Here is a 25,456-nt window from a genome sequence, read left to right as displayed (position 1 = left end):
CCTTACTGATCCAGTGACGGTACGTCGGAATCGGCGCCGCCCTCGGCGGCCTTGAGGATGTCCTCGTCGAAGCAGGTGCGGGCGCCGGTGTGGCAGGCGGCGCCCACCTGGTCGACCTTGACGAGGACGGTGTCGGCGTCGCAGTCCAGGGCGACGGACTTCACCCACTGGAAGTGGCCGGAGGTGTCGCCCTTCACCCAGTACTCCCGGCGGCTGCGTGACCAGTAGGTGCAGCGCCCGGTGGTGAGGGTGCGGTGCAGTGCCTCGTCGTCCATCCAGCCGAGCATGAGCACCTCACCGGTGTCGTACTGCTGGGCGATGGCGGGCAGGAGTCCGTCGGCGCTGCGCTTGAGGCGCGCGGCGATCTCGGGGTCCAGCGCGCTGGGAGCGCCGGGGCCCGCGGGGGCTCCGGGACTGGTGGGGCTGCTGGAGGACGGCGTGCTGGTCATGCGTGCCATTGTGCCGCGCCGGGACGACCTGCCTCGTCCGTTGTCCACAGGCCGGACCCTCTTGTCATACGAACGGCGACCCCGGTCCCGTATCCCCGGTCCGCATCCCCTGCCCGCCTCCCCGCGACGCCTCGTCCGGGGCCTGCGCTGGGCGGAGCGGTGGCCCGGTCGTAGGCTGGCTGCCATGTCGACCCATGCCAAGCGTGAACGGCTTCTCTTCGCCGAACTGTTGGAGACCGCGGGCCCCGAGGCTCCCACCCTGTGCGAGGGCTGGAAGACCCGTGACCTCGCCGCGCACGTGGTGGTGCGCGAGCGCCGCCCCGACGCCGCCGGGGGCATCCTCATCAAGCAGCTCGCGTCGCGCCTGGACCGGGTGATGGAGGAGTTCGCCGCGAAGCCGTACGCGGAGCTGATCCAGCTCGTGCGGACCGGCCCGCCGCGTTTCTCGCCCTTCTCCCTCAAGCAGATCGACGAGGCGTCGAACACGATCGAGTTCTATGTCCACGCCGAGGACATCCGCCGCGCCCAGCCCGACTGGTCCCCCCGCGAGCTGGACCACGTCTTCCAGGACGCCCTCTGGTCCCGCCTCGAACGCACGGCCCGTCTGATGGGCCGTGGCTCCCCGACCGGCCTGGTCCTGCGCCGCCCCGACGGCCGGACCGCGGTGGCCCACCGGGGCGCGCCCGTCGTCACCGTCACCGGCGAGCCCTCGGAGCTCCTGCTGTTCCTGTACGGCCGGCAGAAGGTGGCCGATGTGGAGCTGGAGGGCGAGAAGGAAGCGATCACGAAGCTGCACGAGACGAAGCAGCTGGGGATCTGAGCCTGGCCCGTACACGAAGATGTGAGCCCCGGCCACCAGGTGACCGGGGCTTGCACCGCAGGGCGTACGGCCTCACCGCACGGGGTGTCCCGACTCCCGCAGCGCGTCCTTGACCTCGCCGATGCGCAGGTCGCCGAAGTGGAAGACGGAGGCGGCGAGGACGGCGTCGGCGCCGGCCTCGATCGCCGGGGAGAAGTCGGCGAGCTTGCCGGCGCCGCCGGAGGCGATGACGGGGACGGTGACGTGCTTGCGGACGGCGGTGATCATCTCCAGGTCGTAGCCGTCCTTGGTGCCGTCCGCGTCCATGGAGTTGAGCAGGATCTCGCCGGCCCCCAGTTCGGCGGCCCGGTGGGCCCACTCGACGGCGTCGATACCGGTGCCCTTGCGGCCGCCGTGGGTGGTGACCTCGAAGGAGCCGGATTCCGTACGGCGGGCGTCGACAGACAGCACCAGCACCTGGCGGCCGAAACGCTCGGCGATCTCACGGATCAGGTCGGGGCGGGCGATCGCCGCCGTGTTGACGCCGACCTTGTCCGCGCCCGCCCGCAGCAGCTTGTCCACGTCCTCGGCCGTGCGGACGCCGCCGCCGACCGTCAGGGGGATGAAGACCTGCTCGGCGGTGCGGCGCACCACGTCGTACGTCGTCTCGCGGTTGCCCGACGAGGCGGTGATGTCCAGGAACGTCAGCTCGTCGGCACCCTCGGTGTCGTACACCTTGGCCATCTCGACGGGGTCGCCCGCGTCGCGCAGGTTCTGGAAGTTGACACCCTTGACGACCCGGCCGTTGTCCACGTCCAGGCAGGGGATGACTCGGACCGCCAGGGTCATGAATCCACGGCTCCTTAAAAGGCCTAGCCTCTGAATGCTTCGACTTCTACTTCGACAAGGATGCGGGAGTCGACGAAACCCTCCACGACCAGCAGGGTCGCGGCCGGACGCACCGGGTCGAAGAGCTCCTTGTGGGCCCGCCCCACGGCCTCCACGTCCCGCATGTGTGTCAGGTACATCCGCGTACGGATCACGGACTCGGCGCCGAGCCCGAACTCGCCGAGCGCCTCGATCGCGCTGGCGAAGGCCACCCTGGCCTGTTCGTACGGGTCGCCCTCCCCGTACAGCACATCGCCCTTGAAGGCCGTGGTGCCCGACACCAGGACGCGATCGCCCGCCTCGACGGCGCGCGCGAAACCGAAGGCCTCCTCCCAGGGACTCCCGCTCTGTACACGCCGCACGGCTTCGGACGTCATGACACCGCATCCATCGTCGGGACAGTCACGACACAGCCTCCAGGGCCTCTTCCAGGGTGAACGCCTTCGCGTACAGGGCCTTCCCGACGATGGAGCCCTCGACACCGAGGGGCACCAACTCGGCGATGGCCCGCAGGTCGTCGAGGGACGACACGCCGCCGGACGCCACGACCGGGCGGTCGGTGGCCGCGCAGACGTTCCTCAGCAGCTCCAGGTTCGGGCCCTGGAGGGTGCCGTCCTTGGCGATGTCCGTGACGACGTAGCGGGCGCAGCCCTCCTTGTCGAGGCGCTCCAGCGTCTCGTAGAGGTCGCCGCCGTCGCGGGTCCAGCCACGGCCGCGCAGGGTGGTGCCCTTCACGTCGAGGCCGACCGCGATCTTGTCGCCGTGTTCGGCGATGACCTTGGCGACCCACTCGGGGGTCTCCAGGGCGGCGGTGCCGAGGTTGACCCGGGTGCAGCCGGTGGCCAGGGCCTTCGCCAGGGAGGCGTCGTCCCGGATGCCGCCGGACAGCTCGACCTTGATGTCCATGGCCCGGGTGACCTCGGCGACCAGGTCACGGTTGTCACCCGTGCCGAACGCGGCGTCCAGGTCGACCAGGTGCAGCCACTCGGCGCCCGCGCGCTGCCAGGCGAGGGCGGCCTCCAGAGGCGATCCGTAGGAGGTCTCCGTGCCGGACTCGCCGTGGACGAGCCGGACCGCCTGGCCGTCACGGACGTCGACGGCGGGGAGGAGTTCGAGCTTTGCCATGGCTACAGGGTTCCGATCCAGTTGGTCAGCAGCTGCGCTCCGGCGTCGCCGGACTTCTCGGGGTGGAACTGCGTGGCCCACAGGGCGCCGTTCTCCACGGCCGCCACGAAGGGCTTGCCGTGCGTCGACCAGGTGACCTTGGGCGCGGTCAGGGCGGGGTTGTGCGTCTCCAGGGCCCAGTCGTGGACGGCGTAGGAGTGCACGAAGTAGAAACGGGCGTCGGCGTCGAGGCCGGCGAACAGTTCCGTGCCGGCCGGGGCCTCGACGGTGTTCCAGCCCATGTGCGGCACGATCTCGGCCTGGAGCGGCTCGACGGCGCCGGGCCATTCGTCGAGGCCCTCGGTCTCCACGCCGTGCTCGATGCCGCGTGCGAAGAGGATCTGCATACCGACACAGATGCCCATCACCGGGCGGCCGCCGGCGAGCCGGCGGTCGATGATCCAGTCGCCGCGCGCCTCCTTCAGCCCCTTCATACAGGCGGCGAAGGCGCCGACGCCGGGCACCAGCAGCCCGTCGGCGTTCATGGCCTTGTCGAAGTCACGCGTTATCTCGACCTCGGCTCCCGTACGCGCGAGGGCACGCTCGGCGGACCTCACGTTCCCGAAGCCGTAGTCGAAGACGACGACCTTCTTGGACACGGTGCTCAATTCCACACCTCCAGCCTCATGATGCCCGCGACGAGACACATCGCGGCGGCGATCGACAGCAGCGTGATGAGGCTCTTCGGCATCTGCTGCTTGGCGAACGAGATGATCCCGCCGACCAGGAAGAGGCCGACGACGATCAGGACGGTGGAGAGCCCGTTCACAGCGCGCCCTTCGTCGAGGGCAGGATGCCGACCGCGCGCGGGTCGCGCTCGGACGCGTAGCGCAGGGCCCGGGCCAGCGCCTTGAACTGGCATTCGACGATGTGGTGCGCGTTGCGCCCGTACGGCACGTGCACGTGCAGCGCGATCTGGGCCTGGGCGACGAAGGACTCCAGGATGTGCCGGGTCATCGTGGTGTCGTACTCGCCGATCATCGGCGCCATCTTCTCGGGCTCGGTGTGCACGAGGTAGGGGCGGCCGGAGAGGTCGACGGTGACCTGGGCGAGGGACTCGTCCAGCGGGACCGTGCAGTTGCCGAAGCGGTAGATGCCCACCTTGTCGCCGAGGGCCTGCTTGAAGGCGGCGCCCAGCGCGAGGGCGGTGTCCTCGATGGTGTGGTGGGAGTCGATGTGCAGGTCGCCGTCGGTCTTCACGGTCAGGTCGAACAGACCGTGCCGGCCGAGCTGGTCGAGCATGTGGTCGTAGAAGCCGACCCCGGTGGAGATCTCCGTCCTGCCGGTGCCGTCGAGATTGATCTCGACGAGGACCGACGTCTCCTTGGTCGTCCGCTCCACGCGTCCAACACGGCTCATGCGCTCTGCTCCTTCGGGGGCGTGGGGGTGTCCCCCACAAGGCTCACTAGTTCACGTACCGCGTCGAGGAACGCGTCGTTCTCGGCGGGAGTTCCGGCGGTGACGCGCAGCCATCCCGGTACGCCGTTGTCCCGGACCAGGACGCCCCGGTCGAGGATCTTCCGCCACACCTCGTGCGCGTCCTCGAACCTGCCGAACTGCACGAAGTTCGCGTCGGACTCGGTCACCTCGTAGCCGATCGCGCGCAGTTCCTCGACCAGCCGGTCCCGCTCCGTCTTCAACTGCTCGACATAGCCGAGGAGCGTGTCGGTGTGCTCCAGGGCGGCCAGCGCGGTCGCCTGGGTGACGGCGGAGAGGTGGTACGGCAGCCGTACGAGCTGGACCGCGTCCACGACCGCCGGGTGCGCGGCGAGGTAGCCGAGGCGCAGACCTGCCGCGCCGAAGGCCTTGGACATCGTCCGGGAGACGACGAGATTCGGCCGTCCGTCGAGCAGGGGCAGCAGCGAGTCACCGTGGCTGAACTCGATGTACGCCTCGTCGACGACCACCATCGACGGCTTGGCCGCCTGCGCCGCCTCGTACAGCGCGAGGACGGTCTCCGGCGGGACCGCGTTGCCCGTGGGGTTGTTGGGGGTGGTGATGAAGACGACGTCCGGCTGGTGCTCGGCGATGGCCTTCTCGGCGGCGGGGAGGTCGATCGTGAAGTCGTCGCCCCGGGGACCGGAGATCCAGCCCGTGCCCGTGCCGCGCGAGATCAGCCCGTGCATCGAGTACGACGGCTCGAAGCCGATGGCCGTACGGCCGGGTCCGCCGAAGGTCTGCAGGAGCTGCTGGATGACCTCGTTGGAGCCGTTGGCCGCCCAGACGTTCGCCAGGCCGACCTGGTGCCCCGACGTGTTCGTCAGGTACTCGGCGAGCCGCGTGCGCAGTTCCACCGCGTCCCGGTCCGGGTAACGGTTGAGGTGCCGGGCCGCCTCCCGCACCCGCTCGGTGATCCGCTCGACCAGCGGGTCGGGCAGCGGGTACGGGTTCTCGTTGGTGTTCAGCCGTACGGGGACGTCGAGTTGGGGCGCGCCGTAGGGGGACTTGCCGCGCAGCTCGTCGCGTACGGGGAGATCGTCGATACGTACGTCGCTCACTTGCCCTCAGGTACCTTCCAGCCGAACCTTGCCTTGATCGCCGCGCCGTGCGCGGGCAGGTCCTCCGCCTCCGCCAGCGTCACCACGTGGTGCGCGACCTCGGCCAGCGCGTCCTTCGTGTAGTCGACGATGTGGATGCCGCGCAGGAAGGACTGGACGGACAGACCGGAGGAGTGGCAGGCGCAGCCGCCGGTCGGGAGCACGTGGTTGGAGCCGGCCGCGTAGTCGCCCAGCGAGACCGGCGCCCAGGGGCCGATGAAGATCGCGCCCGCGTTGACGACGCGCTCGGCGACCTCCTGAGGACGGGCCGTCTGGATCTCCAGGTGCTCGGCGCCGTACGCGTTGACGACCCGCAGGCCCTCGTCGACGCCGTCGACCAGGACGATCGCGGACTGCCGACCCGCGAGCGAGGGCCGGATGCGGTCCTCGATGTGCTTGCTGGCCTCGACCTGCGGCTGAAGCTCCTTCTCGACGGCGTCGGCGAGGGCGACGGAGTCGGTGACGAGCACGGCGGCCGCGAGCGGGTCGTGCTCGGCCTGGCTGATCAGGTCGGCGGCGACGTGCACCGGGTCGGCGGTGTCGTCCGCGAGAACCGCGATCTCGGTCGGGCCCGCCTCGGAGTCGATGCCGATGACACCGGTGAAGTACCGCTTGGCGGCGGCCACCCAGATGTTGCCCGGCCCGGTGACCATGTTGGCGGGCGGGCAGGACTCGGTGCCGTACGCGAACATCGCGACGGCGGTGGCGCCACCGGCCGCGTACACCTCGTCGACGCCGAGCAGCGCGCAGGCGGCGAGGATCGTGGGGTGCGGGAGCCCGTCGAACTCGGACTGCGCCGGGGAGGCGAGAGCGATCGACGGGACTCCGGCCTCCTGTGCCGGGACCACGTTCATGATCACGGACGAGGGGTACACCGACCGGCCGCCCGGGGCGTACAGACCGACGCGCTCGACCGGGACCCACTTCTCGGTGACCGTGCCGCCGGGGACGACCTGGGTGGTGTGCGTGGTGCGGCGCTGCTCGCGGTGGACGATGCGGGCGCGGCGGATCGACTCCTCCAGGGCCGCGCGGACGGCCGGGTCGAGCTGCTCCAGGGCCTGCGTGAGGGCCTCGGCCGGAACCCGTACCGACTTCAGCCGTACGCCGTCGAACTTCTCCGCGAAGTCGATCAGCGCCGCGTCGCCCCGATGATGAACGGCCTCGCAGATCGGACGCACCTTCTCCAGGGCGGCCGAGACGTCGAAGTCGGCTCGGGGCAGCAGGTCGCGCAGGGCGGGTCCCTCCGGGAGGGCGTCGCCGCGCAGATCGATTCGGGAGATCACGGGCCCAATTCTCTCAGACCTCCGTCGGCCGTCGTCCGCGCGTATCAATGGCTGATACAGACCGGCGCGGGAACCCGGAAGATCACCTTCACGTCTAGCGTTCAGGGCGTCACTCAGCGGGCATCACCAGCATGAACAGTTGTGCGATACATGCGATGTGCGCGCTGTACGCGATCCATGCGCCGCAGGCGTACGAGCCGACGCGTGCGTGGCCGAGGACGGAGGAAGGAAGAGCTGTGAGCGAGGGTGCCGGCGTCCGGGACGGGGACCTGCCGGAGGACCTGTCCGCCGCCGAGGCCGGTATGTGGCAGGCGTTCCGCAACGGCAGCGTGTACGACCTGCGTGACGGGGACGTCGCCGTGGACGATCCGCACGGCGGCCACCCCTGGGGGCCCGAGCGCAGCGTTCGCGCCCGGATCGTGGCCTGGCTGCTGCTGGACGGGCCGCCCGCGCTGGCCGGCCGGGTGTCCGCGCTGAAGCTGGTCGGCGTCCAGATCAAGGATGTCCTGGAGCTCGCTGGCGGCCAGGTGGTGCCGTACGTGGAGATGAAGGGCTGCCGGTTCGAGAAGGAGATCCTGCTGCCGGAGGCTCGGTTCACGACCGTACGGCTCGTGGACTGCTCGGTGCCGCGCCTGGAGGCGGCCCGGCTGCACACGGAGGGCGATCTGCATCTGCCGCGCTGCCGGTTCCACAACGGGGTACGGCTCGCGGACGCCCAGATCGGCACCGATCTGCTGCTCAACCAGGCGGTCGTCTACCGCGACCGGCACGGCCGCTCGCTCTCCGCCGACGGGCTGACCGTCGCCCAGGACGTACAGGCCGAGATGCTGGAGTCGCACGGCGAGCTGAGCCTGCGCGGCGCGACCGTCGGCGCCTCGCTCAGCCTGCGCGGCAGCCGGCTCGCCAACCCGTACGGCCGCCTCGCCCTCAACGCGCCCCAGCTGACCGTCGAACGCACCCTCTATCTGACCCCGGCAGGCATCGGCAATCCGCTGCTCACCAGCGGCAGCACGCCCGCGCGCGGCACCCGGGTCCAGCGGTTCGAGTGCCAGGGCGGGATCCGGCTGGACGACGGGCGGTTCGGCGACTCCGTCGACCTGGAGCGGGCCCGGTTCACCTTCACGGACGAACAGGAGCTGTCCCTGCGCCGCGTCCAGGTGCCCGAGCTGCGCTTCCTCGGCGAGAAGCCGGAGCGCGGCAAGGTCGTCCTGTCCGGCGCCCGCGTCGGCGTCCTGATCGACAAGTCGGAGAGCTGGCCCGGCCCCGGCAACCTCCACATGGGCGGCTTCCAGTACGAGACGCTCGTACCGCGCGGCCAGTTTCCGCTGGCCGAACGGCTGGAGTGGGTGGCGGCGGCGACCGCCGAGTACAGCCCGGAGCCGTACGAGCGGCTGGCGACCGTGCTGCGGGCCGGCGGAGACGACGAGGGCGCCCGCGAGGTGCTCCTCGCCAAGCAGCGCCACCGGCGGGAGAACCTGCCGCTCGCCGCCAAGTTCTGGGGTTACGTGCAGGACTGGACGGTCGCGTACGGGTACCGGCCGGGTCGGGCCGCGGTGTGGATGGCGGTGCTGTGGGCGCTGACCTCGTACGCCTTCTCGCACGCGCACCATCCGCCGATGAAGAGCGGCGAGCATCCGAACTGGAGTCCGTCCCTGTTCGCGCTGGATCTGCTGCTGCCGGTCATCGATCTCGGCCAGGTCGGCTACTGGCAGCTGCGGGGCGGCTGGCAGTGGCTGGCCGCGGTGGTGATCATCCTGGGGTGGATCCTCGCGACGACGGTGGCGGCGGGGGCCACGCGGCTCCTGAGCAGAAACTGATCAGCTCCGGGCAGGAACTGAGCACCTCCTGATCAGCGATCCGGACCGTGACCTGGCAGCACACAACCTGACCCGCCCTCCCGCCGTCTTCGTACCGAAACCATCAACTGCGAAACCACGACGGTGAACACCGGTCCGCGAGAGCGGACCGGGTCAGGCGCGAAGGGGTGTCATGGGTCCGCTGCGTGCGCTCGTCCGTACCGCCCGGATGGCACGCCACACGTCACGGCTCGCCGCCGGTCTGCCCGCCGACGACGAGGTCCTGCTCGACGCCCCCGACGAGCGCCTCGGCCCCGCGCTGGTGGCGGCCGGCCGTGGTGAGTACGAGCCCGCGGCGAAGCTGCTGGCGACCACCCGGGAGGCTGCCGAGTGGGAGAACCGCGACCGATACGCGCTGCGGCTCGCCGCCTTCGCCCACGCGCGCGACGAGTGGCTGCGGGCCTGGCAGGCGGCCACCCCGCACGACCCGGACCTCCTGCTGATCAAGGCCGAGCTGGCGGTGGCCCGCGGCTGGCACTCCCCCGCCCGGGTCGAACTGCTGCGCGAGGTGGGCCCGCTGATCGCCGCGGCCGCCGAGGGCGAACCACGCGACCCGGTGCCCTGGCGGATCGCCCTCGACCACGCCCGGGGTACGGGCCTCGGCCACACCGGTTTCGAACAGCTGTGGGCGGAGGCGGTCCGCCGCTCCCCGCACCACTACGGCTGCCATGTCTCGGCCCTGAAGTACCTCGCGGCCGCCTGCTGTGCCCGGTGGGGGAACACCCCCCACACCACCCGGTGCTCGCACCGCGAGTGCTTCGACTTCGCCGAGCGGGCCGCCGAGGACGCGCTCCCCGGCTCCCTCGTCCGGGCCCTGCCGGTCCGGGCGGCCTTCGCGTACCTCACCGAGGGCGGCGGGGCCGTGGCTCCCCGTGCCCGCCTGGACGCGGCGGCGGACGGCGCGATCGCGCTCTCCGCCGAGTACGAGCCCGGCGACCCCTGGCCGGCCGAGGTCCGCAACCTCCTGACGTACGTCCTGGTCCGCCTGGAGCGCTGGCCGGACGCCCTGGCCCAACTGCGCATGATCGGCCCGTACGCCACGTCGTTCCCCTGGGACCGGGTCTCGGACGATCCGCTGGGCCAATTCCTCGAGCTGCGGGACGGCGTACGGCTGGAAGTGGCGTGCTCGATCCCGCTGCGCGCACGGCCGGAGAAGCCCAGGAGGCCTCCGCGGACCGAAGGATAGGTCTGCGCGGGCCGAAGGACAGGTCTCCTCGGAGGTCACCAAACGAGTACGGACGAACGCGCGCGCCCCGGCGACCATTAGGCTCTGGCCTCGTGACCACCGTCCGGCTGCCGCTCTTCCCCCTGAACTCGGTGTTGTACCCGGGGCTCGTGCTTCCTCTGAACATCTTCGAGGAGCGCTATCGCGCCATGATGCGCGAATTGCTGAAGACCCCCGAGGACCAACCCCGCCGCTTCGCCGTCGTCGCCATCCGGGACGGCCACGAGGTCGCGCCGAGCGCACCCGGCATGCCGGATCCGACCGCTCTGCCGGACCGTGGCCCGACCGCCGGCTTCGGCGACGAGCCGACCAAGGCGTTCCACTCCGTGGGCTGCATCGCGGACGCGGCGACCATCCGGGAGCGCGACAACGGCACGTACGAGGTCCTCGCGACCGGTACCACCCGTGTGCGCCTGCTCTCTGTGGACACCTCGGGCCCGTTCCTCGTGGCGGATCTGGAGGAGCTGCCGGAGGAGGCCGGTGACGAGGCGGGCGCGCTCGCGGAGGGTGTGCTGCGGGCGTTCCGCCAGTACCAGAAGCGACTCGCGGGTGCCCGGGAACGCTCGCTGTCGACGGGCTCGGACCTCCCGGACGAGCCGGCCGTCGTCTCGTACCTGGTCGCCGCGGCGATGATGCTCGACCTGCCCGCCAAGCAGCGGCTTCTCCAGGCTCCCGACACCGCGTCCCGGCTGCGCGACGAGCTGAAACTCCTGCGCGCCGAGAGCGCCATCATCCGTAGTCTGCCGTCGTTGCCCGCGGCGGAACTGACGCGGGGACCGACGAGCCTCAACTGACGTACACGAGAAGGCCGATGGCGAAGAAGTCGAAGAAGCAGCAGGCAGGCGGCACGCCGGCGACGGTGGCCCTGACGGCGGCGGGCGTGGAGTTCACCGTCCACGCATACGAGCACGATCCCGCCCACCCGTCCTACGGCGAGGAGGCGGCCGAGGCGATGGGTGTCTCCCCCGAGCGGGTCTTCAAGACACTGGTGGCGGACGTGGACGGCGCGCTCGTGGTCGCGGTCGTACCCGTGGCGGGTTCGCTGGACCTGAAGTCCCTGGCGACGGCGGTCGGCGGCAAGCGCGCGGCGATGGCCGACCCCACGCTCGCGGAGCGTACGACGGGCTATGTCCGGGGCGGCATCTCCCCGCTCGGCCAACGCAAGAAGCTCCGCACGGTGCTGGACGCGTCGGCCGACTCCCACGACACGATCTGTGTCTCGGCCGGCCGCCGCGGCCTGGAGGTCGAGCTGTCCCCCCAGGACCTCCTGAAGCTCACGGAAGCGGTCTCCGCGCCCATCGCCCGCGTGTGACGCCGGCGCATCAGAGCTCGGGGACCGGGGTTGTTCGGCGGGTGCGGGTGGGTGAGGGCTTGTCGCGCAGTTCCCCGCGCCCCTAAAGGGGCGCGGGGAACTGCGCGATCAACCACATACCACCCGCACCCGAACAACTCACCTGAGGGGGGTCGAAGGGGCGCAGCCCCTGGGGGATGGGACGGGTAGGGGCGGCGGGGGCGAAAAGAACGTCAAACGACAGGCGAGCCGTACCCGTCCTTCGGCTGCTCATGCTCGAAGTGCTCGGGATCCCGCGGCCCGAACAACGCCGTCAGCCCGAGATGGACCAGCAGCCCCGCCAACGGCCACGCCAGCAACGCCCCCTTCGCACCGAGCTTCAGCGGCGCCGAGAACGTCACCCCTTCCCCCACTTCCTTCGCCCGCGCCGCGACATCCGTCTCGGGCCCGAGCCACACCCCGAGCCGCCACGCCAGCACGGCCCCCAGCAGCCCACCGACGGTCAGCGCCACCACGAGGGGCACACCGCCACGCCGGCGCACCAGGAAGACGACGAGCGCGCTCAGCGCGCCCGCCCCCAGCGCCAGCAGTGTGAACGTTCCGTCGACACCGACGGCCTGCTCTCCCTCGGTGTCCCTGAAGTAGACCGCCGACCCGTCGGAGACGAGCGGCACCTGCGGCGCGAGCCACCACCACAGCACGCCGAGCAACGCGCCCCCGAGCAACGCCATGACCACGGTGACGACGGCCGCCTCGATCAGCTCGGTCTTCATTCCGGGCCCGGACGGCTTCTCCGGCTCGTACCCGAGATGCCCCACGCCCCCACCGCTGGTGGGCGGCGGAGCCCAGGGGTCGTTCGGCGGCTGGTGGTGCGGCGGCGGAGGGGGAGTCAACGGTGCGGTCACTCTGACATCGTGCCAGGCGCGGCTGTGCGGCGCGTCACCGGACGGCGGCCCGACGGTACGCCCAGGTGGCGACCGCGAGCGAGACGACCCCGACCCCCGCGCACACGGCGAGGTCGCCGAGCACGAACGCCCAGTCGGGGTTCGGCCCGAACGTCCGCGCGAACGCCTCCACGCCGTACGTGGAGGGGAGCAGATCCCGTGCGAACTGGATGAAGCCCGGCATCCGGTCGGCCGGCAGCACACCCAGCAGCAGCGCCGCCGACATGCCCAGCTGCCCGAGCACGGTGGCGAGCTCCGGGCGCGGGGCGAGCAGGCCCAGGGCGGCGCCCAGCCCGGCGAGCGCGGCCCCGGCGAGCGGGATCACGGCGGCGAGCACCCAGAGGTGCGTCAGCGGGAGCCCGAAGAGCACACAGCCGAACACGGCGGTCACCACGGTGCCGGGAACGGTGAAGGAGGCGTACGCGCCGGCGGCGCCCAGCACCACGGCCGCGGGCGGCACAGGCAGGGTCGCGTAATGATCCAGGCCACCACTCGACCGCAGCTGCCCGAAGTACTGGGCCAGCAGGTTCAGCGCGACGAAGGCGACGACGAGCACCGCCGAACCGGCGACCACCGCGCGGGCCTCGGCCCCGCCGTCCACCACACCGCGCATCAGGATCATGATCCCGATCGACTGGAAGGTGGCCACGAACAGCAGCGGGATCCGCGCGACCCGCGCCCGGGAGAGCTGCGCCCGGTACACCGCGCAGAGCGAGGGCCACAGGCGCGCGCGGGGCCCGAGCTCGGCGGCTCCGCGCTCCACGCGCTCCTCTACGGCCAGGGCGCTGCCCGGCAGGATCTCGGCGGGTACGACACTCACGTCGAGCTGCTCCTCTTCGCTTCGGCTGTCGCCCATTGTCGTACGGCTGCGGCAGCCCTGCCGTTCACACCCGCACCGACTGTTCTCCGGCTCACGCCCGCGTCCCTCACCCCTTGACCAGTCCCTGTGCGCTGCCCGCGCTGCCGCCGAGCGCCAGGTAGACGTCCTCCAGGCTGGGCGTCGCGAGCGTGAAGTCGTCGAGCGCCACGAAGGCGGCGCCCCCGGTCACCGTGGCCACCACCGCGCGCGCCTCCTCCGGTGCGAGCCGGAGCGTCCAGCGGCGGCCGGACTCCACGGCACGCGGGCGCAGCGCGGCGACCTCGGGCACGTCCAGCGGGGCCTTCTCGCGCCACACCAGCTCGACGCGCACCTCGCCCGCGACCTGCTCCTTCAGGCCGGCCGGGGTGTCGCAGGCGATGACGCGCCCTTTGTCGAGGACGGCGACCCGGTCGAGCACGGTCTCGGCCTCGATGACGTTGTGGGTGACCAGCAGGACCGTGGTGCCGGACTCGGCCCGCCGCCGGTCGACGGCGGCCCACACGGCCCGCCGGGCCACCGGGTCCATGCCGCTGGTCGGCTCGTCGAGCACGAGCAGCGGCCGCTCCCCGACGAGCGCCGTGGCGAAACAGGCGAGCCTCCGCTGCCCGCCGGAGAGCTTCTTCAGCGGCCGCGAGGCGAGCGCGGTCAGCCCCAACTCCTCCAGCACGGCGTCCCGCTCGGCCCGCGCCCGCCGTACCTCCAGGCCGCGCAGCCGCCCGGTGGTCTCCGCGGCGAGCGCGACGGTCAGTTCGTCGAGAGCGGTCGACTCCTGGCCCAGATAGGCCAGGATCCGCGACGCCCGCTCCGGGTGCCGCACGATGTCATGGCCCAGAATCTCGACGGTGCCGTCATCGGGCCGCATCAGCCCGGTCAGCTGCCGTACGAGCGTGGTCTTGCCCGCCCCGTTGGGTCCGAGCAGCCCGAAGATCTCCCCGCGCCGGACCTCCAGCGCGACCGCGTCATTGGCCCGCACCTCGGGAGTCGCCGGCGTGCCCCGCCGCCCCCGCGTCGCCGGATACGTCTTGGTGAGCCCCCGCACAGCACACACGACATCCCGACGGTGCCGGATCGCCTGTGCCGTACGCGTACTCACGAGGGTTGAGCCTACGGGGTCCCGGGCACCCAATTACCCCCGGGTCGCCCCTTCAGGGGCGCGGGGCTGTTACATGTGCGGCTCCGCCGCGTGGGCGCGACCAGCCACATTCGGCCGACACTCGCACAAACAGGCAGGCCCGAGCTATCAGGCGCCTACCGCTCCCCCGCCGGTACATGCTCGGCCCCCGTACGCACATCGATCTCCCGCCAGAACCCGGCCCTGATCGCGTACCGATCATGCTCATCGATCTGATCATCCTTGTGCGCCAGCAACCCGAACCGAGCCGCATACCGCAACAACTCACCGTCCACCCGATGCGGCACCCTCGGATACATCCCCGACAGCTTCTGCAAGTGGGACTGATCGGTCAGCCGGGCCATCCACCGCCGAGCGAACACCTGCCCGACCTCAAAGGGATCACCCCCCACCGTCGTGATGTCCTCCTCCCGATCGGCCCACCGCTGCTCCGCCGTCGTCAGCTGTGCCAGCGTCGGCATCGCCGCCGCCTCCGGCGGCTCCGCCGCACCTCCGGGCCGGTCCACCCACCCCTTGTCGGAGGACCACCGCAGCGTCGCGGTCGCCGGATGCTGCACCGCGGGCGCCCCGGGCGCCCGCATGGCGGCGAGATCCTTAGGTGTCGGTACGCCCTTGCCCGCCGCCGGTACCCGCTCCTCGGTCCCGTTGCGCCCCGCAGGCGCCGGCTCGGGCTCCTGGGCAGGCCGCTCGGCGGCGGCCGCGAGGGCGGACTCGGGCAGCGGCGCCGACAGGATCGCGGCGATCTCCGGCCGCGGCACCGGCTGCGGCGCGCAGATCCCGCCGATCTCCTTGGCCCGTACGGCCTTGGTGATCCACATCCGGTCGAGCACGCGCCGCTCGTCGGCCTCGGCGACCAGGTCCTCGGACTGGTTGTAGTCACCGTCGGCCGCCTGCACGGCCCACAGATGTACGGCGACGCCGTGCTCCTTGGCGGCCATCATGCCCGGCAGCAGATCCCCGTCGCCGGTCACCAGGACCACGTCGGAGCAGGCGCGGTTGCGGGCCAGCTCGGTCAGCTCGGCGTGCATGGCGGCGTCCACGCCCTTCTGCGCCCACCGCCCGTCGCTCCGGGTCAGCGCGCCCAGCCGTACGGTCACCCGGGGCATCACCCGCAGCCTGCGGTGCTCGGGCTGCGGGACGCGGTCGGGGGCGCCGTCGAACCAGTAGATGCGCAGCAACGGCCGCTCGGTGTCGGCCTCGGCGCGCTCGCGCAGTCCCTGGATGAGGGCGGAGTGATCGACGGTGATCCGGGATCGGGACGGTTCCCCGGCGAGGAGGCTGGCGGCCGCGCCGAGCAGATACCCGGCGTCCACCAGGACGATGCAGCGGTCCACTCGATCCACCCTCTTTCCGGGAGGTTTGCTTGGGGCTTCCTTCGAGTCTGCCCGACTGCGCGGAGGTTAACGGCCGGAACTCGATCTTCGGCGTGGCGTATGCGCCGTAAGCGGCCTTCGACGCGGTGCACACTCCGACAACTCTCGTCACGGACGGTGATTTTCCGAAATGCGCGCCTTCTCGCGCTATGTGAGTCTGGTCGCGGCCCTGGCCCCCAGATCCCCCACAGGAGGCGAGCACCATGGCCAAGAACAAGAAGCAGGACCGCAAGCAGCCGCAGTCCGAGCATGGTCAGCAGGAGACCCAGCGGGCCTCGTTGGAGTCGCAGACCGAGCAGCGCGCGTCCCACGTGACACCCGGCGACATGGCCCACAAGAGCCGGCAGAAGCGCTTCGGTCACAACTGACATCCGCACAACGGGCTGTTGCAGCCCACGTACACCGAGGGGCGCACCCGGAACACCGGATGCGCCCCTCGCGCGTTCACGCCCGTCGGCCCGGCCCGGGCCTGTCGGGGGGTCTGCTCAGCCCGCCAGGCAGGACGGGCCGAGCAGCACCTTCAGGTCGCCGAACAGGGCCGGGTCCGGCTTCACCCGGTGCCGGTCGAGGCGGAGCACGGTCGTCTTGGTCGGGCCCTGGAGCCTGATCCGGACCTCGCTGTCGCCCTTGTGGTGGCTGAGGATCTCACCGAGCCGGCTGACCATGGGCGGGGTGACCCGGGTGGCCGGGATGGTGAGGATCACCGGTGCGTTGGTGCCCGCGTTCGACAGGTCGGGGACCTGCATCTCCATCGCGACCAGCCGCGGCACCTCCTCGCGCTTGTCGAGGCGGCCCTTCACGAACACGACCGCGTCCTCGACGAGTTGGGTCGAGACGAGCTGGTAGGTCGCCGGGAAGAACATGCACTCGATGGAACCGGCGAGGTCCTCCACGGTGGCGATGGCCCAGGCGTTGCCCTGCTTGGTCATCTTGCGCTGGAGACCGGAGATGATGCCGCCGATGGTGACGACCGCGCCGTCCGCGTGCTCACCGCCGGTGAGCTGGGCGATGCCCGCGTCGGCCTTGTCGGACAGCACGTGCTCCAGGCCGAAGAGCGGGTGGTCGGAGACGTAGAGACCGAGCATCTCCCGCTCCTGGGCGAGCAGATAGGTCTTCTCCCACTCCTCGGTGGTGAACTCCACGTCGAGGCCGAAGCCCGGCTCGTCGCTCTGCTCCTCGCCCATGCCGCCGAAGAGGTCGAACTGCCCCTCGGCCTCCTTGCGCTTGACCGCGACCACGTTGTCGATCATCGAGTCGAAGTGCGCGGTGAGGCCCTTGCGGGTGTGCCCCATCGTGTCGAACGCGCCCGCCTTGATCAGCGACTCCGTGGTGCGCTTGTTGCAGGCGACCGCCTCGACCTTGTCGAGGTAGTCCGGGAAGGAGGCGTACTTCCCCTTGGCCTTGCGGCTGCGGATGATCGACTCGACCACGTTCGTACCGACGTTGCGCACGGCTTCGAGGCCGAAGAGGATGACGTCGTCGCCCTGCGCGGCGAAGTTGTGCTCCGACTCGTTGACGTTCGGCGGGAGCACCTTGATGCGCATGCGCCGGCACTCGTTGAGGTAGACCGCCGACTTGTCCTTGTCGTCCTTGACCGAGGTGAGCAGCGCGGCCATGTACTCGGCCGGGTAGTTGGCCTTGAGGTAAGCCGTCCAGTACGAGACCAGTCCGTACGCGGCGGAGTGGGCCTTGTTGAAGGCGTAGCCGGCGAAGGGGACCAGTACGTCCCACAGGGCCTGGATGGCCTCGTCGCTGTAGCCGTTCTTCTGGGCGCCGGCCTGGAAGATGGTGAAGTTCTTCGCCAGTTCGTCGGGCTTCTTCTTACCCATCACCCGGCGGAGGATGTCGGCCTCGCCGAGCGAGTACCCGGCGATGATCTGGGCGGCCTTCTGCACCTGCTCCTGGTAGACGATCAGGCCGTAGGTGACCGCGAGGACCTCCTGGAGCGGCTCCTCCAGCTCCTTGTGGATCGGTGTGATCTCCTGGCGGCCGTTCTTGCGCTCGGCGTAGTTGATGTGCGAGTTCATGCCCATCGGACCCGGCCGGTAGAGGGCCGAGACGGCGGAGATGTCCTCGAAGTTGTCGGGCTGCATCTGGCGGAGCAGCGAGCGCATGGGGCCGCCGTCGAACTGGAAGACGCCGAGGGTGTCACCGCGGCAGAGCAGTTCGAAGGTCTTGGGGTCGTCCAGCGGGAGGGCGAGCATCTCCAGGTCGATGCCCTTGTTGGCCTTCACCATCTTGATGGCGTCGTCCATGATCGTGAGGTTGCGCAGGCCCAGGAAGTCCATCTTCAGCAGGCCGAGCGACTCGCACTGGGGATAGTCCCACTGGGTGATGGTCACGCCGTCGGTGTGCCGCACCCAGATCGGTGCGTGGTCGACGATGGGCTCGCTGGACATGATCACGCCGGCCGCGTGCACACCCATCTGCCGGACCAGGCCCTCGACGCCCTTGGCGGTGTCGATGACCTTCTTCACATCCGGTTCGTTCTCGTACATCGACCGGATCTCGCCGGCCTCGCTGTAGCGCGGGTGGGAGGGGTCCGTGATGCCGTTCAGGTCGATGCCCTTGCCGAGGACGTCGGCGGGCATGGCCTTGGTGAGCCGGTCGCCCATCGCGTACGGGTAGCCCAGCACGCGCGCGGAGTCCTTGATGGCGTTCTTCGCCTTGATCTTGCCGTAGGTGCCGATCATGGCGACCTTGTCGGCGCCGTACTTCTCCGTCACGTACCTGATCACCTCGACGCGCCGGCGCTCGTCGAAGTCGATGTCGACATCGGGCATGGAGACGCGCTCGGGGTTGAGGAACCGCTCGAAGATCAGACCGTGCGGGATCGGGTCGAGGTCGGTGATGCCCATGGCGTACGCCACGATCGAACCGGCGGCGGAACCACGGCCGGGACCGACCGCGATGCCCTGGCTCTTGGCCCACATGATGAAGTCGGCGACCACGAGGAAGTACCCCGGGAACCCCATCTGGATGATGACGTCCATCTCGTACTCGGCCTGCTTCTGGCGGTCCTCGGGGACGCCGCCGGGGAAGCGGCGGGCCATGCCGCGGCGGACCTCCTCCTGGAACCAGGTGACCTCGGTGTAGCCGTCGGGGATGTCGAACTTCGGCATGAGGTTCCTGGCCTCGAACATGCCGGTGGTGTCGATCTGCTCGGCGACCAGCAGGGTGTTGGCGCAGCCCTCCTGCCAGGCGTCCGAGGAGTCGATGGCGTACATCTCGTCGGTGGACTTCAGGTAGTAGCCGGTGCCGTCGAACTTGAAGCGGTCCGGGTCGGAGATGTTCTTGCCGGTCTGGATGCACAGCAGGGCGTCGTGGGCGTTCGCCTCGTGCGCGTACGTGTAGTGCGAGTCGTTCGTGACCAGCGGCGGGATGCCGAGCTTCTTGCCGACCCGGAGCAGGTCCTCACGGACCCGGTGCTCGATGTCGATGCCGTGGTCCATCAGCTCCAGGAAGTAGCGGTCCTTGCCGAAGATGTCCTGGTACTCGGCGGCCGCCTTCACCGCCTCGTCGAACTGGCCGAGGCGCAGCCGGGTCTGCAACTCGCCGGACGGGCAGCCCGTGGAGGCGATGAGCCCCTCGGACCACTGGGAGATGGTCTCCTTGTCCATCCGGGGCCACTTCTGCAGCCAGCCCTCGGCGTACGCGTCCGAGGAGAGCTTGAAGAGGTTGTGCAGGCCCGTCCTGTTGTACGCCCAGATGGTCTTGTGCGTGTAACCACCCGAACCGGACACGTCGTCCCGCTTCTGGTGCGGCTGGCCCCATTGGATCTTGCGCTTGTTGCGCCGGGACTCGGGGGCGACGTACGCCTCGATGCCGATGATCGGGGTGACGCCGGCCTTCTTCGCGGAGTGGAAGAAGTCGTACGCCCCGTGGAGGTTGCCGTGGTCGGACATGGCGATATGGGTCATGCCCATCTCGTTGCACGCGTTGAACATGTCCTTGAGCCGCGCGGCACCGTCCAGCAGCGAGTACTGGGTGTGGACGTGCAGGTGCGTGAACGGCGGCTTTGACACGGCTTCGGCCTCCAAGGGAAACAGACGTGAACGACTGCCCCACGGGCTGCGGACAGTCTGGGGGACAGCGTCGAAGTCTATGCCTCGGGACTGACACCGTGAGGGCGCTCCCCCGTACCTTTCAGGGAGGAGTCGCGGGCACTCCCGCGTACCTTCGGACGTTGAAAAGCCGACCCACCCGTGATCCAGCAGGAGGCACCCAGCGATGTCGGTTCCGCAGCTCGACGACGAGCGACGCGGCGAGGAGATCCTCGCCGTCTTCGACACCGCGTTCGGCCGGCTCCTGGCCGCCGACCCGGCCGCGTTCCGCGTGAAGTTCCGGAAGATGGCGGCCTCGGCCTTCGCGTTCTACCGGGGCACGGCGTGCCTCTTCTACCACGACCTCGACGAGGAGAAGGCGCCCGGCCCGTACCTCGACGAGCGCACCTCGCGCGTGTGGATCCACGGCGACCTGCACGCGGAGAACTTCGGCACGTACATGGACTCCACGGGCCGCCTGATCTTCAACGTGAACGACTTCGACGAGGCGTACGTCGCCCCCTTCACCTGGGACCTGAAGCGCTTCGCCGCCTCCGTGGCGCTCATCGGGTACGCGAAGGCGCTCAGCGACGAGCAGATCACCGAACTGGTGGAGACCTACGCGGCCGCCTACCGCGAGCGGATCCACGCCATAGCGGCCGGCGCCAAGCGGGACGAGGTGCCTCCCTTCACGCTGGACACCGCCCAGGGCCCCCTCCTGGACGCGCTGCGCGACGCCCGCTCGCTGACCCGCTTCGGGCTGCTGGACTCGATGACGGAGATCCGGGAGTTCGAGCGCCGCTTCGCGCCGGGCGGCGGCTCCATCGAGCTGGACGCGGCGACCCGCTACAAGGTGCTGGCCGCCTTCGACGGCTATCTGGAGACGCTCCCGGAGTCCTCGCTGACCCGCCCCGACTCATATCGCGTGAAGGACGTCGTCGGCCGCCGGGGCATCGGCATCGGCTCGGCGGGGCTGCCGTCGTACAACATCCTGCTGGAGGGGCAGAGCGACGCCCTGGAGAACGACGTCGTGATCTACATCAAGCAGGCCCAGACCCCGGCCGTCTCCCGCCACATCACCGACCAGCGGATCCGTGACTACTTCGAGCACGAGGGCCACCGCACGGTGATCTCCCAGCGCGCCCTCCAGGCGCACGCCGACCCGTGGCTGGGCTGGACCGAGCTGGACGGCGCGGGCCAGCTAGTCGCCGAGGTGTCGCCGTACGCGGTGGACCTGGACTGGAGCGACATCGACGACCCGGAGGAGATCGCGGCGGTCGTCGCCGACCTCGGCCGGGCCACGGCCACGATGCACGCGGCGGCGGACGACCTGACCGGGCAGTCCCTGGTGCCGTTCTCCACGGAGCGGGCCATCGACGCGGCGATCGCGGCCGACGAGGACGGCTTCGCCCCGCTCCTGGTGGACTTCGCGCACGCGTACGGCGCACGCGCGCGTGCGGACCACCAGATCTTCGTCGACCTGTTCCGCAACGGCCGGATCCCCGGCCTGTAGAGGTAGGTATCGCCCACTCACAGGGACCTTTTAGCGGTCCCTTACGGGCGTACGTGGGAGACTCTCCAACGCCATGGACATATCCGGGACCCACTTCAGAGCCGTACGCGCGGCGCTGTTCACGGCGGTCGTCGTGACGCTCGGCACCGCGTCGCACGTGCTGCTGTCCGGGGTCCCGCTGCCGCTGACCACCGTCGCCGCGATCACCGCCGCCGTCTTCGTCGTCTCGTACGCGCTGGCCGGCCGTGAGCGCGGCTTCGGCCGGATCGCCGGTGTGCTGATCCCGCTGGAGCTGGCCGCCGACACGGTGTTCACGGCGGGCCAGCACGCCTGTTACGGCGAGGCGGGCGGCCCGGTCACGGGTCCGCTGCGCCAGGTCGGGCTGGACATGCTGTGCGGCGGCGGCAGTGTGGGCGCCCCGCTGGCGCGGGTCACCGGCGACTCCGAGCGGACGGCCACCCTGCTGGCGGGCGCCGGCCCGGCCGCCGTTTGGCTGCTGCTCGCCGCGCACATCGGCGTGGGCCTGATGGCCGCCGCCTGGCTGCGGCGCGGCGAGCGGGCTCTGGCCCGGCTGCTGGACGCCGCGGTCGCCGCCGGCTTCCGCCCGCTGCTGATCGCGGTCGCCGCGGTCATGGTGCGGCCCGCCCCGGCGGAGCACCGGCCGACGCGCACCGCGCACCGTACGGCCACCGCCCGAACCCTCCTCCACTCGCACTCCCTCGGACGGCGTGGACCGCCGTGCTCGGTCACCTTCGCGTGACCCCTTCCTGAGCACGAGCAAGTCCCCACCACACGTATCCCGCGCACGGCGTGTGCGCGTCCCCGAGGGAGTCCACCCGCATGAGCAAGCGGAACAGCAAGGAAGCGAAGTCGGCGGCCCGTGAGCGGCTGCGCCTGGAGCGCGAGCGTCAGGCCAGGCGCGCCAAGGTCAGGCGGCAGGCGATCGTGGCGTCCTCGATCGTCGCGGTCCTCGCGATAGCCGGCGGCATCGGCTACGCCGTCGTCCAGAACAACAAGCCCACCAAGTGGGAGGAGGCCGCCGCCGCCACGGTGGTCGCCCCGGCCAACACCTCGGGCAAGAACGGCACCACCGTGCTGATCGGCGATTCCAAGACCGACAACGTCGTTCACCTGTACGAGGACCCGCGCTGCCCGGCCTGCGCCAGCTTCGAGCAGACCGTCGGCGAGACCGTCGACAAGGGCATGGAGGACGGCGACTACAAGCTCTCCTTCACGATCGGCACCTTCCTCGACGGCAACCTCGGCGGCGAGGGCTCGAAGAACGCGCTGAGCGCGCTCGGCGCCGCCCTGAACGTCAGCCCCGAGGCCTTCCTCGACTACAAGACCGCGCTGTACTCGACGAAGTACCACCCGGCGGAGTCGACCGACGAGTTCGCCGAGGACAGCTACCTGATCAAGGTCGCGGACACGGTCGACGCGCTCAAGAACAACAAGAAGTTCCAGGACGCCGTCAAGAAGGGCACCTACGACGCCTGGGCGATGAAGATGAGCAAGTCCTTCGAGGACGCCGACGGCGTCAAGTCGACCCCGACCATCAAGATCAACGACAAGGCGATCACCAACCCGTCCACGGTCGCGGAGTGGGAGACGGCGCTGAAGGACGCGGGCGTCACCAAGTAACGCTGGGCCGAAGTGCGGGCGAACTCTGCGGAGTTCGCCCGCACTGCGCGTCCTCTCCCTTACGGGAAGCCCTTACCGATCAGTAATCTCAGCGGCTGTGACCAGTCGCAGATCTCACTCCAGCCCCAACTCCCCCACCCAGCCCAGCTCTGGGTCCCCCGCGCCCAGCCGCCGTACGGTCGTCAAGGCGGCCGCGGCCGGAGCCGTCCTCGCGGGCCCGCTGGCCGCCGCGATCCCGGCGAACGCCGCCGAGGCACCGGCGTTCCTGCACGGCGTCGCCTCCGGCGATCCGCTGCCCGACGGTGTCCTGCTGTGGACCCGGGTGACGCCCACCGCCGCCGCGATACCCGGCTCCGGGCTCGGCCCGGACATCGAGGTCGGCTGGACCGTCTCCCTGGACAAGGCGTTCACGAACATCGTCGCCAAGGGCGCGACCACCGCGACCGCCACCTCCGACCACACCGTCAAGGCGGACGTACGCGGCCTCGCGCCCGCCACGGACTACTGGTTCCGTTTCTCCGCGGGCGGCACCGACTCGCCCGCCGCCCGCACCCGCACCGCCCCGGCCGCCGACGCCGCCACGACCGGCCTGCGCTTCGGCGTGGTCTCGTGCGCCAACTGGGAGGGCGGCCACTTCGCCGCCTACCGTCATCTCGCCGCGCGCGGCGACCTGGACGCGTGGCTGCATCTCGGCGACTACATCTACGAGTACGGCACCGGCGAGTACGGCACCCGCGACAAGGTCGTACGGCCGCACGCGCCGACCCACGAGATCGTCTCCCTCGCCGACTACCGCGTCCGGCACGCCCGTTACAAGACCGACCCGGACCTTCAAGCCCTGCACGCGGCCGCGCCGTGCGTCGCCATCTGGGACGACCACGAGATCGCCAACGACGCGTGGTCGGGCGGCGCCGAGAACCACACCGAGGGCACGGAGGGCACCTGGGCGGCCCGTCAGTCGGCGGCCAAGCAGGCGTACTTCGAGTGGATGCCGGTGCGCCCGGCGATCGCGGGCACCACCTACCGCCGGCTGCGTTTCGGCAAGCTCGTCGACCTCTCGCTGCTGGACCTGCGCTCCTTCCGCTCGCAGCAGGTGGGGATCGGCGACGGCGAGGTCGACGACCCGGACCGCACTCTGACCGGCCGGGCCCAGATCGACTGGCTGAAGGCCGGGTTGAAGTCCTCCGACACGACCTGGCGGCTGGTCGGCAACTCGGTGATGATCGCCCCGTTCGCCCTCGGCAACCTCACCGCCGACCTGTTCGAGCCCCTGGCCGAGCTGCTCGGACTGCCGACGGAGGGCCTCGCCCTCAACCCCGACCAGTGGGACGGCTACACCGACGACCGCCGCGAACTCCTCGCCCATCTGCGGGCGAACGCGATCGGCAACACGGTCTTCCTCACCGGCGACATCCACATGGCCTGGGCCAACGACGTGCCGGTCAACGCCGGTACGTACCCGCTGTCGGCCTCGGCCGCCACGGAGTTCGTCGTGACCTCGGTCACCTCCGACAACCTCGACGACCTCGTCAAGGTCCCGGAAGGCACCGTCTCCGCGGTGGCGTCCCCGCTGATCCGCGCCGCCAACCGGCACGTCCACTGGGTCGACACCGACCGGCACGGCTACGGCGTCCTGGACATCACCGCCGCGCGGGCGCAGATGGACTTCTACGTCCTCTCCGACCGCACGAAGGCCGACGCGACGTCGTCCTGGGCGCGCTCGTACCGGACGCGCAGCGGGACGCAGAAAGTGGAGCGCACGTACGACCCCGTGTAGCGCCCAGGAGTCACAGGGTTTCGAGGAAGCCGAGGGCCACCCGCCAGGTGGCCTCGGCGGCCTCCTCGTCGTAGTCGGGCAGGTCGGGGTCGGTGTAGAGGTGCCCGGCGCCCGCATATCTGTAGACCTCGACGTCGGCGCCGGCCTTGCGCATCTGGAGGTACCAGGCGCTCAGCCAGTCGTCCGGCTCGAAGGGGTCGGGCTCGGCGACATGCAGTTGGACCGGCAGGTCGTCCACGGACGCGGCGGCGGCGATGTCCGACGTGCCGTGCAGGAGCAGCAGCCCGCGGGCCTGCTTGTCGCCCAGGGCCAGGGTCTGCGCGGTCGCGGCGCCCAGCGAGAACCCGGCGTAGACGAGCCCTCGCTCCGAGTAGGGCGCGGCGGCCAGGACCGCCCGTCTGAGCAACTCCTCCCGGCCCAGCTCCGTGTTGAAGGCCATGCCCTCCTCGACCGTGTCGAACGTCCGGCCGTCGAAGAGGTCGGGGGTCCACACCTCGTGTCCGGCGGCGCGCAACCGGTCCGCGGCCGCGCGCACCGCGGGCCTCAGGCCGTAGGTCGAATGGAAGAGCATGATGTTCATGAGGCCATCGTGCCAGCCGGGTACGACAACGGGGCGCGGCGCCCGTACCCCGAGGGCGGCCGAAGTCACATGTTCATCACCCCGTGCGGCCGGTTACGTTCG

General features: G+C 70.6%; 25 protein-coding genes. 10 read left to right on the top strand and 15 right to left on the bottom strand.

The genetic code is table 11. The annotated features are described in order from the left end of the window. Positions 1 to 2 precede the first annotated feature (2 nt). A complete protein-coding gene (hisI, locus tag JIX56_RS34755; RefSeq protein ID WP_257546453.1) occupies positions 3 to 449 on the bottom strand; it encodes a phosphoribosyl-AMP cyclohydrolase in 447 nt (148 codons plus the stop codon). A gap of 184 nt (positions 450 to 633) precedes the next feature. Between hisI and JIX56_RS34750 the strand changes: the two genes are divergently transcribed. Continuing rightward, positions 634 to 1,269: a TIGR03085 family metal-binding protein gene (locus JIX56_RS34750; protein ID WP_257546452.1), complete on the top strand. Its 636-nt coding sequence runs from the start codon at positions 634 to 636 to the stop codon at positions 1,267 to 1,269. 72 nt (positions 1,270 to 1,341) lie between these two features. On the opposite strand, the gene hisF is transcribed toward JIX56_RS34750, so the two are convergent. Genes hisF through hisD form a run of 8 tightly spaced genes read right to left on the bottom strand, consistent with a single transcriptional unit; the run spans position 1,342 to position 7,120 of the window. Then, a complete protein-coding gene (hisF, locus tag JIX56_RS34745; protein ID WP_257546451.1) occupies positions 1,342 to 2,097 on the bottom strand; it encodes an imidazole glycerol phosphate synthase subunit HisF in 756 nt (251 codons plus the stop codon). A gap of 23 nt (positions 2,098 to 2,120) precedes the next feature. Next, complete coding sequence (locus JIX56_RS34740) at positions 2,121 to 2,513, bottom strand: RidA family protein (RefSeq protein ID WP_257546450.1); 393 nt, start codon at positions 2,511 to 2,513, stop codon at positions 2,121 to 2,123. Between the two features lie 25 nt (positions 2,514 to 2,538). Further along, positions 2,539 to 3,261, bottom strand: coding sequence for a bifunctional 1-(5-phosphoribosyl)-5-((5-phosphoribosylamino)methylideneamino)imidazole-4-carboxamide isomerase/phosphoribosylanthranilate isomerase PriA (gene priA / locus JIX56_RS34735; protein WP_257546449.1), 723 nt, complete (start codon positions 3,259 to 3,261; stop codon positions 2,539 to 2,541). Between the two features lie 2 nt (positions 3,262 to 3,263). Continuing rightward, positions 3,264 to 3,914: an imidazole glycerol phosphate synthase subunit HisH gene (gene hisH, locus JIX56_RS34730; RefSeq protein WP_257546448.1), complete on the bottom strand. Its 651-nt coding sequence runs from the start codon at positions 3,912 to 3,914 to the stop codon at positions 3,264 to 3,266. Beyond that, positions 3,905 to 4,069, bottom strand: a complete 165-nt coding sequence (locus tag JIX56_RS34725) for a hypothetical protein (protein ID WP_257546447.1) — start codon at positions 4,067 to 4,069, stop codon at positions 3,905 to 3,907. The genes hisH and JIX56_RS34725 overlap by 10 nt, the downstream gene beginning before the upstream one ends. After that, positions 4,066 to 4,659, bottom strand: coding sequence for an imidazoleglycerol-phosphate dehydratase HisB (gene hisB / locus JIX56_RS34720; protein WP_257546446.1), 594 nt, complete (start codon positions 4,657 to 4,659; stop codon positions 4,066 to 4,068). The genes JIX56_RS34725 and hisB overlap by 4 nt, the downstream gene beginning before the upstream one ends. Further along, positions 4,656 to 5,798, bottom strand: a complete 1,143-nt coding sequence (locus tag JIX56_RS34715) for a histidinol-phosphate transaminase (RefSeq protein ID WP_257546445.1) — start codon at positions 5,796 to 5,798, stop codon at positions 4,656 to 4,658. Before JIX56_RS34715 ends, hisB begins: the two co-directional genes overlap by 4 nt. Continuing rightward, complete coding sequence (gene hisD / locus JIX56_RS34710) at positions 5,795 to 7,120, bottom strand: histidinol dehydrogenase (protein WP_257546444.1); 1,326 nt, start codon at positions 7,118 to 7,120, stop codon at positions 5,795 to 5,797. Before hisD ends, JIX56_RS34715 begins: the two co-directional genes overlap by 4 nt. Positions 7,121 to 7,356: 236 nt before the next feature. Between hisD and JIX56_RS34705 the strand changes: the two genes are divergently transcribed. The 4 genes from JIX56_RS34705 (at position 7,357) to ybaK (ending at position 11,513) form a co-directional block, all read left to right on the top strand. Then, a complete protein-coding gene (locus JIX56_RS34705; RefSeq protein WP_257546443.1) occupies positions 7,357 to 8,937 on the top strand; it encodes an oxidoreductase in 1,581 nt (526 codons plus the stop codon). 172 nt (positions 8,938 to 9,109) lie between these two features. Further along, positions 9,110 to 10,162, top strand: a complete 1,053-nt coding sequence (locus JIX56_RS34700) for a hypothetical protein (RefSeq protein ID WP_257546442.1) — start codon at positions 9,110 to 9,112, stop codon at positions 10,160 to 10,162. A gap of 92 nt (positions 10,163 to 10,254) precedes the next feature. Further along, positions 10,255 to 10,995 (top strand): LON peptidase substrate-binding domain-containing protein, encoded by a 741-nt coding sequence (locus JIX56_RS34695; protein WP_257546441.1) that lies wholly within the window; start codon positions 10,255 to 10,257, stop codon positions 10,993 to 10,995. Between the two features lie 17 nt (positions 10,996 to 11,012). Then, entirely contained in the window at positions 11,013 to 11,513 is a 501-nt protein-coding gene (ybaK, locus tag JIX56_RS34690; RefSeq protein WP_257546440.1) for a Cys-tRNA(Pro) deacylase, read from the top strand. A 212-nt stretch (positions 11,514 to 11,725) separates the two neighbouring features. Here the strand turns inward: ybaK and JIX56_RS34685 are convergent, their stop codons facing one another. The 4 genes from JIX56_RS34685 to JIX56_RS34670 all read right to left on the bottom strand — a co-directional run bounded on the left by JIX56_RS34685 (position 11,726) and on the right by JIX56_RS34670 (position 15,761). After that, positions 11,726 to 12,397 carry a DUF2567 domain-containing protein gene (locus JIX56_RS34685; protein ID WP_257546439.1) on the bottom strand — a complete coding sequence of 224 codons (672 nt, stop codon included), beginning with the start codon at positions 12,395 to 12,397 and terminating at the stop codon, positions 11,726 to 11,728. Positions 12,398 to 12,431: 34 nt separating this feature from the next. Further along, positions 12,432 to 13,256 carry an ABC transporter permease gene (locus JIX56_RS34680; protein WP_257546438.1) on the bottom strand — a complete coding sequence of 275 codons (825 nt, stop codon included), beginning with the start codon at positions 13,254 to 13,256 and terminating at the stop codon, positions 12,432 to 12,434. Positions 13,257 to 13,362: 106 nt separating this feature from the next. Continuing rightward, positions 13,363 to 14,388, bottom strand: coding sequence for an ABC transporter ATP-binding protein (locus tag JIX56_RS34675; protein ID WP_257546437.1), 1,026 nt, complete (start codon positions 14,386 to 14,388; stop codon positions 13,363 to 13,365). 155 nt (positions 14,389 to 14,543) lie between these two features. Then, positions 14,544 to 15,761: an NYN domain-containing protein gene (locus JIX56_RS34670; protein WP_257546436.1), complete on the bottom strand. Its 1,218-nt coding sequence runs from the start codon at positions 15,759 to 15,761 to the stop codon at positions 14,544 to 14,546. Positions 15,762 to 16,003: 242 nt separating this feature from the next. Here JIX56_RS34670 and JIX56_RS34665 point away from each other — a divergent pair, with 242 nt between their 5' ends. Continuing rightward, a complete protein-coding gene (locus tag JIX56_RS34665; RefSeq protein WP_257546435.1) occupies positions 16,004 to 16,168 on the top strand; it encodes a hypothetical protein in 165 nt (54 codons plus the stop codon). Between the two features lie 117 nt (positions 16,169 to 16,285). Here JIX56_RS34665 and dnaE read toward each other — a convergent pair whose 3' ends face one another. After that, entirely contained in the window at positions 16,286 to 19,825 is a 3,540-nt protein-coding gene (gene dnaE / locus JIX56_RS34660) for a DNA polymerase III subunit alpha (RefSeq protein ID WP_257546434.1), read from the bottom strand. A 205-nt stretch (positions 19,826 to 20,030) separates the two neighbouring features. On the opposite strand from dnaE, the gene JIX56_RS34655 reads away from it, so the two are divergent. The 4 genes from JIX56_RS34655 (at position 20,031) to JIX56_RS34640 (ending at position 24,774) form a co-directional block, all read left to right on the top strand. After that, on the top strand, positions 20,031 to 21,356 hold the full coding sequence (locus JIX56_RS34655; RefSeq protein ID WP_257546433.1) for a DUF2252 domain-containing protein: 1,326 nt from the start codon (positions 20,031 to 20,033) through the stop codon (positions 21,354 to 21,356). Positions 21,357 to 21,429: 73 nt separating this feature from the next. After that, positions 21,430 to 22,116 carry a hypothetical protein gene (locus tag JIX56_RS34650; RefSeq protein WP_257546432.1) on the top strand — a complete coding sequence of 229 codons (687 nt, stop codon included), beginning with the start codon at positions 21,430 to 21,432 and terminating at the stop codon, positions 22,114 to 22,116. 80 nt (positions 22,117 to 22,196) lie between these two features. Next, positions 22,197 to 22,997 carry a DsbA family protein gene (locus tag JIX56_RS34645; RefSeq protein WP_257546431.1) on the top strand — a complete coding sequence of 267 codons (801 nt, stop codon included), beginning with the start codon at positions 22,197 to 22,199 and terminating at the stop codon, positions 22,995 to 22,997. Between the two features lie 97 nt (positions 22,998 to 23,094). After that, positions 23,095 to 24,774: an alkaline phosphatase D family protein gene (locus JIX56_RS34640; protein WP_257546430.1), complete on the top strand. Its 1,680-nt coding sequence runs from the start codon at positions 23,095 to 23,097 to the stop codon at positions 24,772 to 24,774. A 10-nt stretch (positions 24,775 to 24,784) separates the two neighbouring features. Here the strand turns inward: JIX56_RS34640 and JIX56_RS34635 are convergent, their stop codons facing one another. Beyond that, positions 24,785 to 25,354: a dienelactone hydrolase family protein gene (locus JIX56_RS34635; protein WP_257546429.1), complete on the bottom strand. Its 570-nt coding sequence runs from the start codon at positions 25,352 to 25,354 to the stop codon at positions 24,785 to 24,787. Positions 25,355 to 25,456: the final 102 nt, after the last annotated feature.

Source organism: Streptomyces sp. CA-210063, assembly GCF_024612015.1.
In the GTDB taxonomy this organism is placed as follows: Bacteria; Actinomycetota; Actinomycetes; order Streptomycetales; family Streptomycetaceae; genus Streptomyces.
The sequence above is the reverse complement of the archived record's forward strand: the minus strand, read 5'-3'. Positions and strand labels throughout refer to the sequence as shown.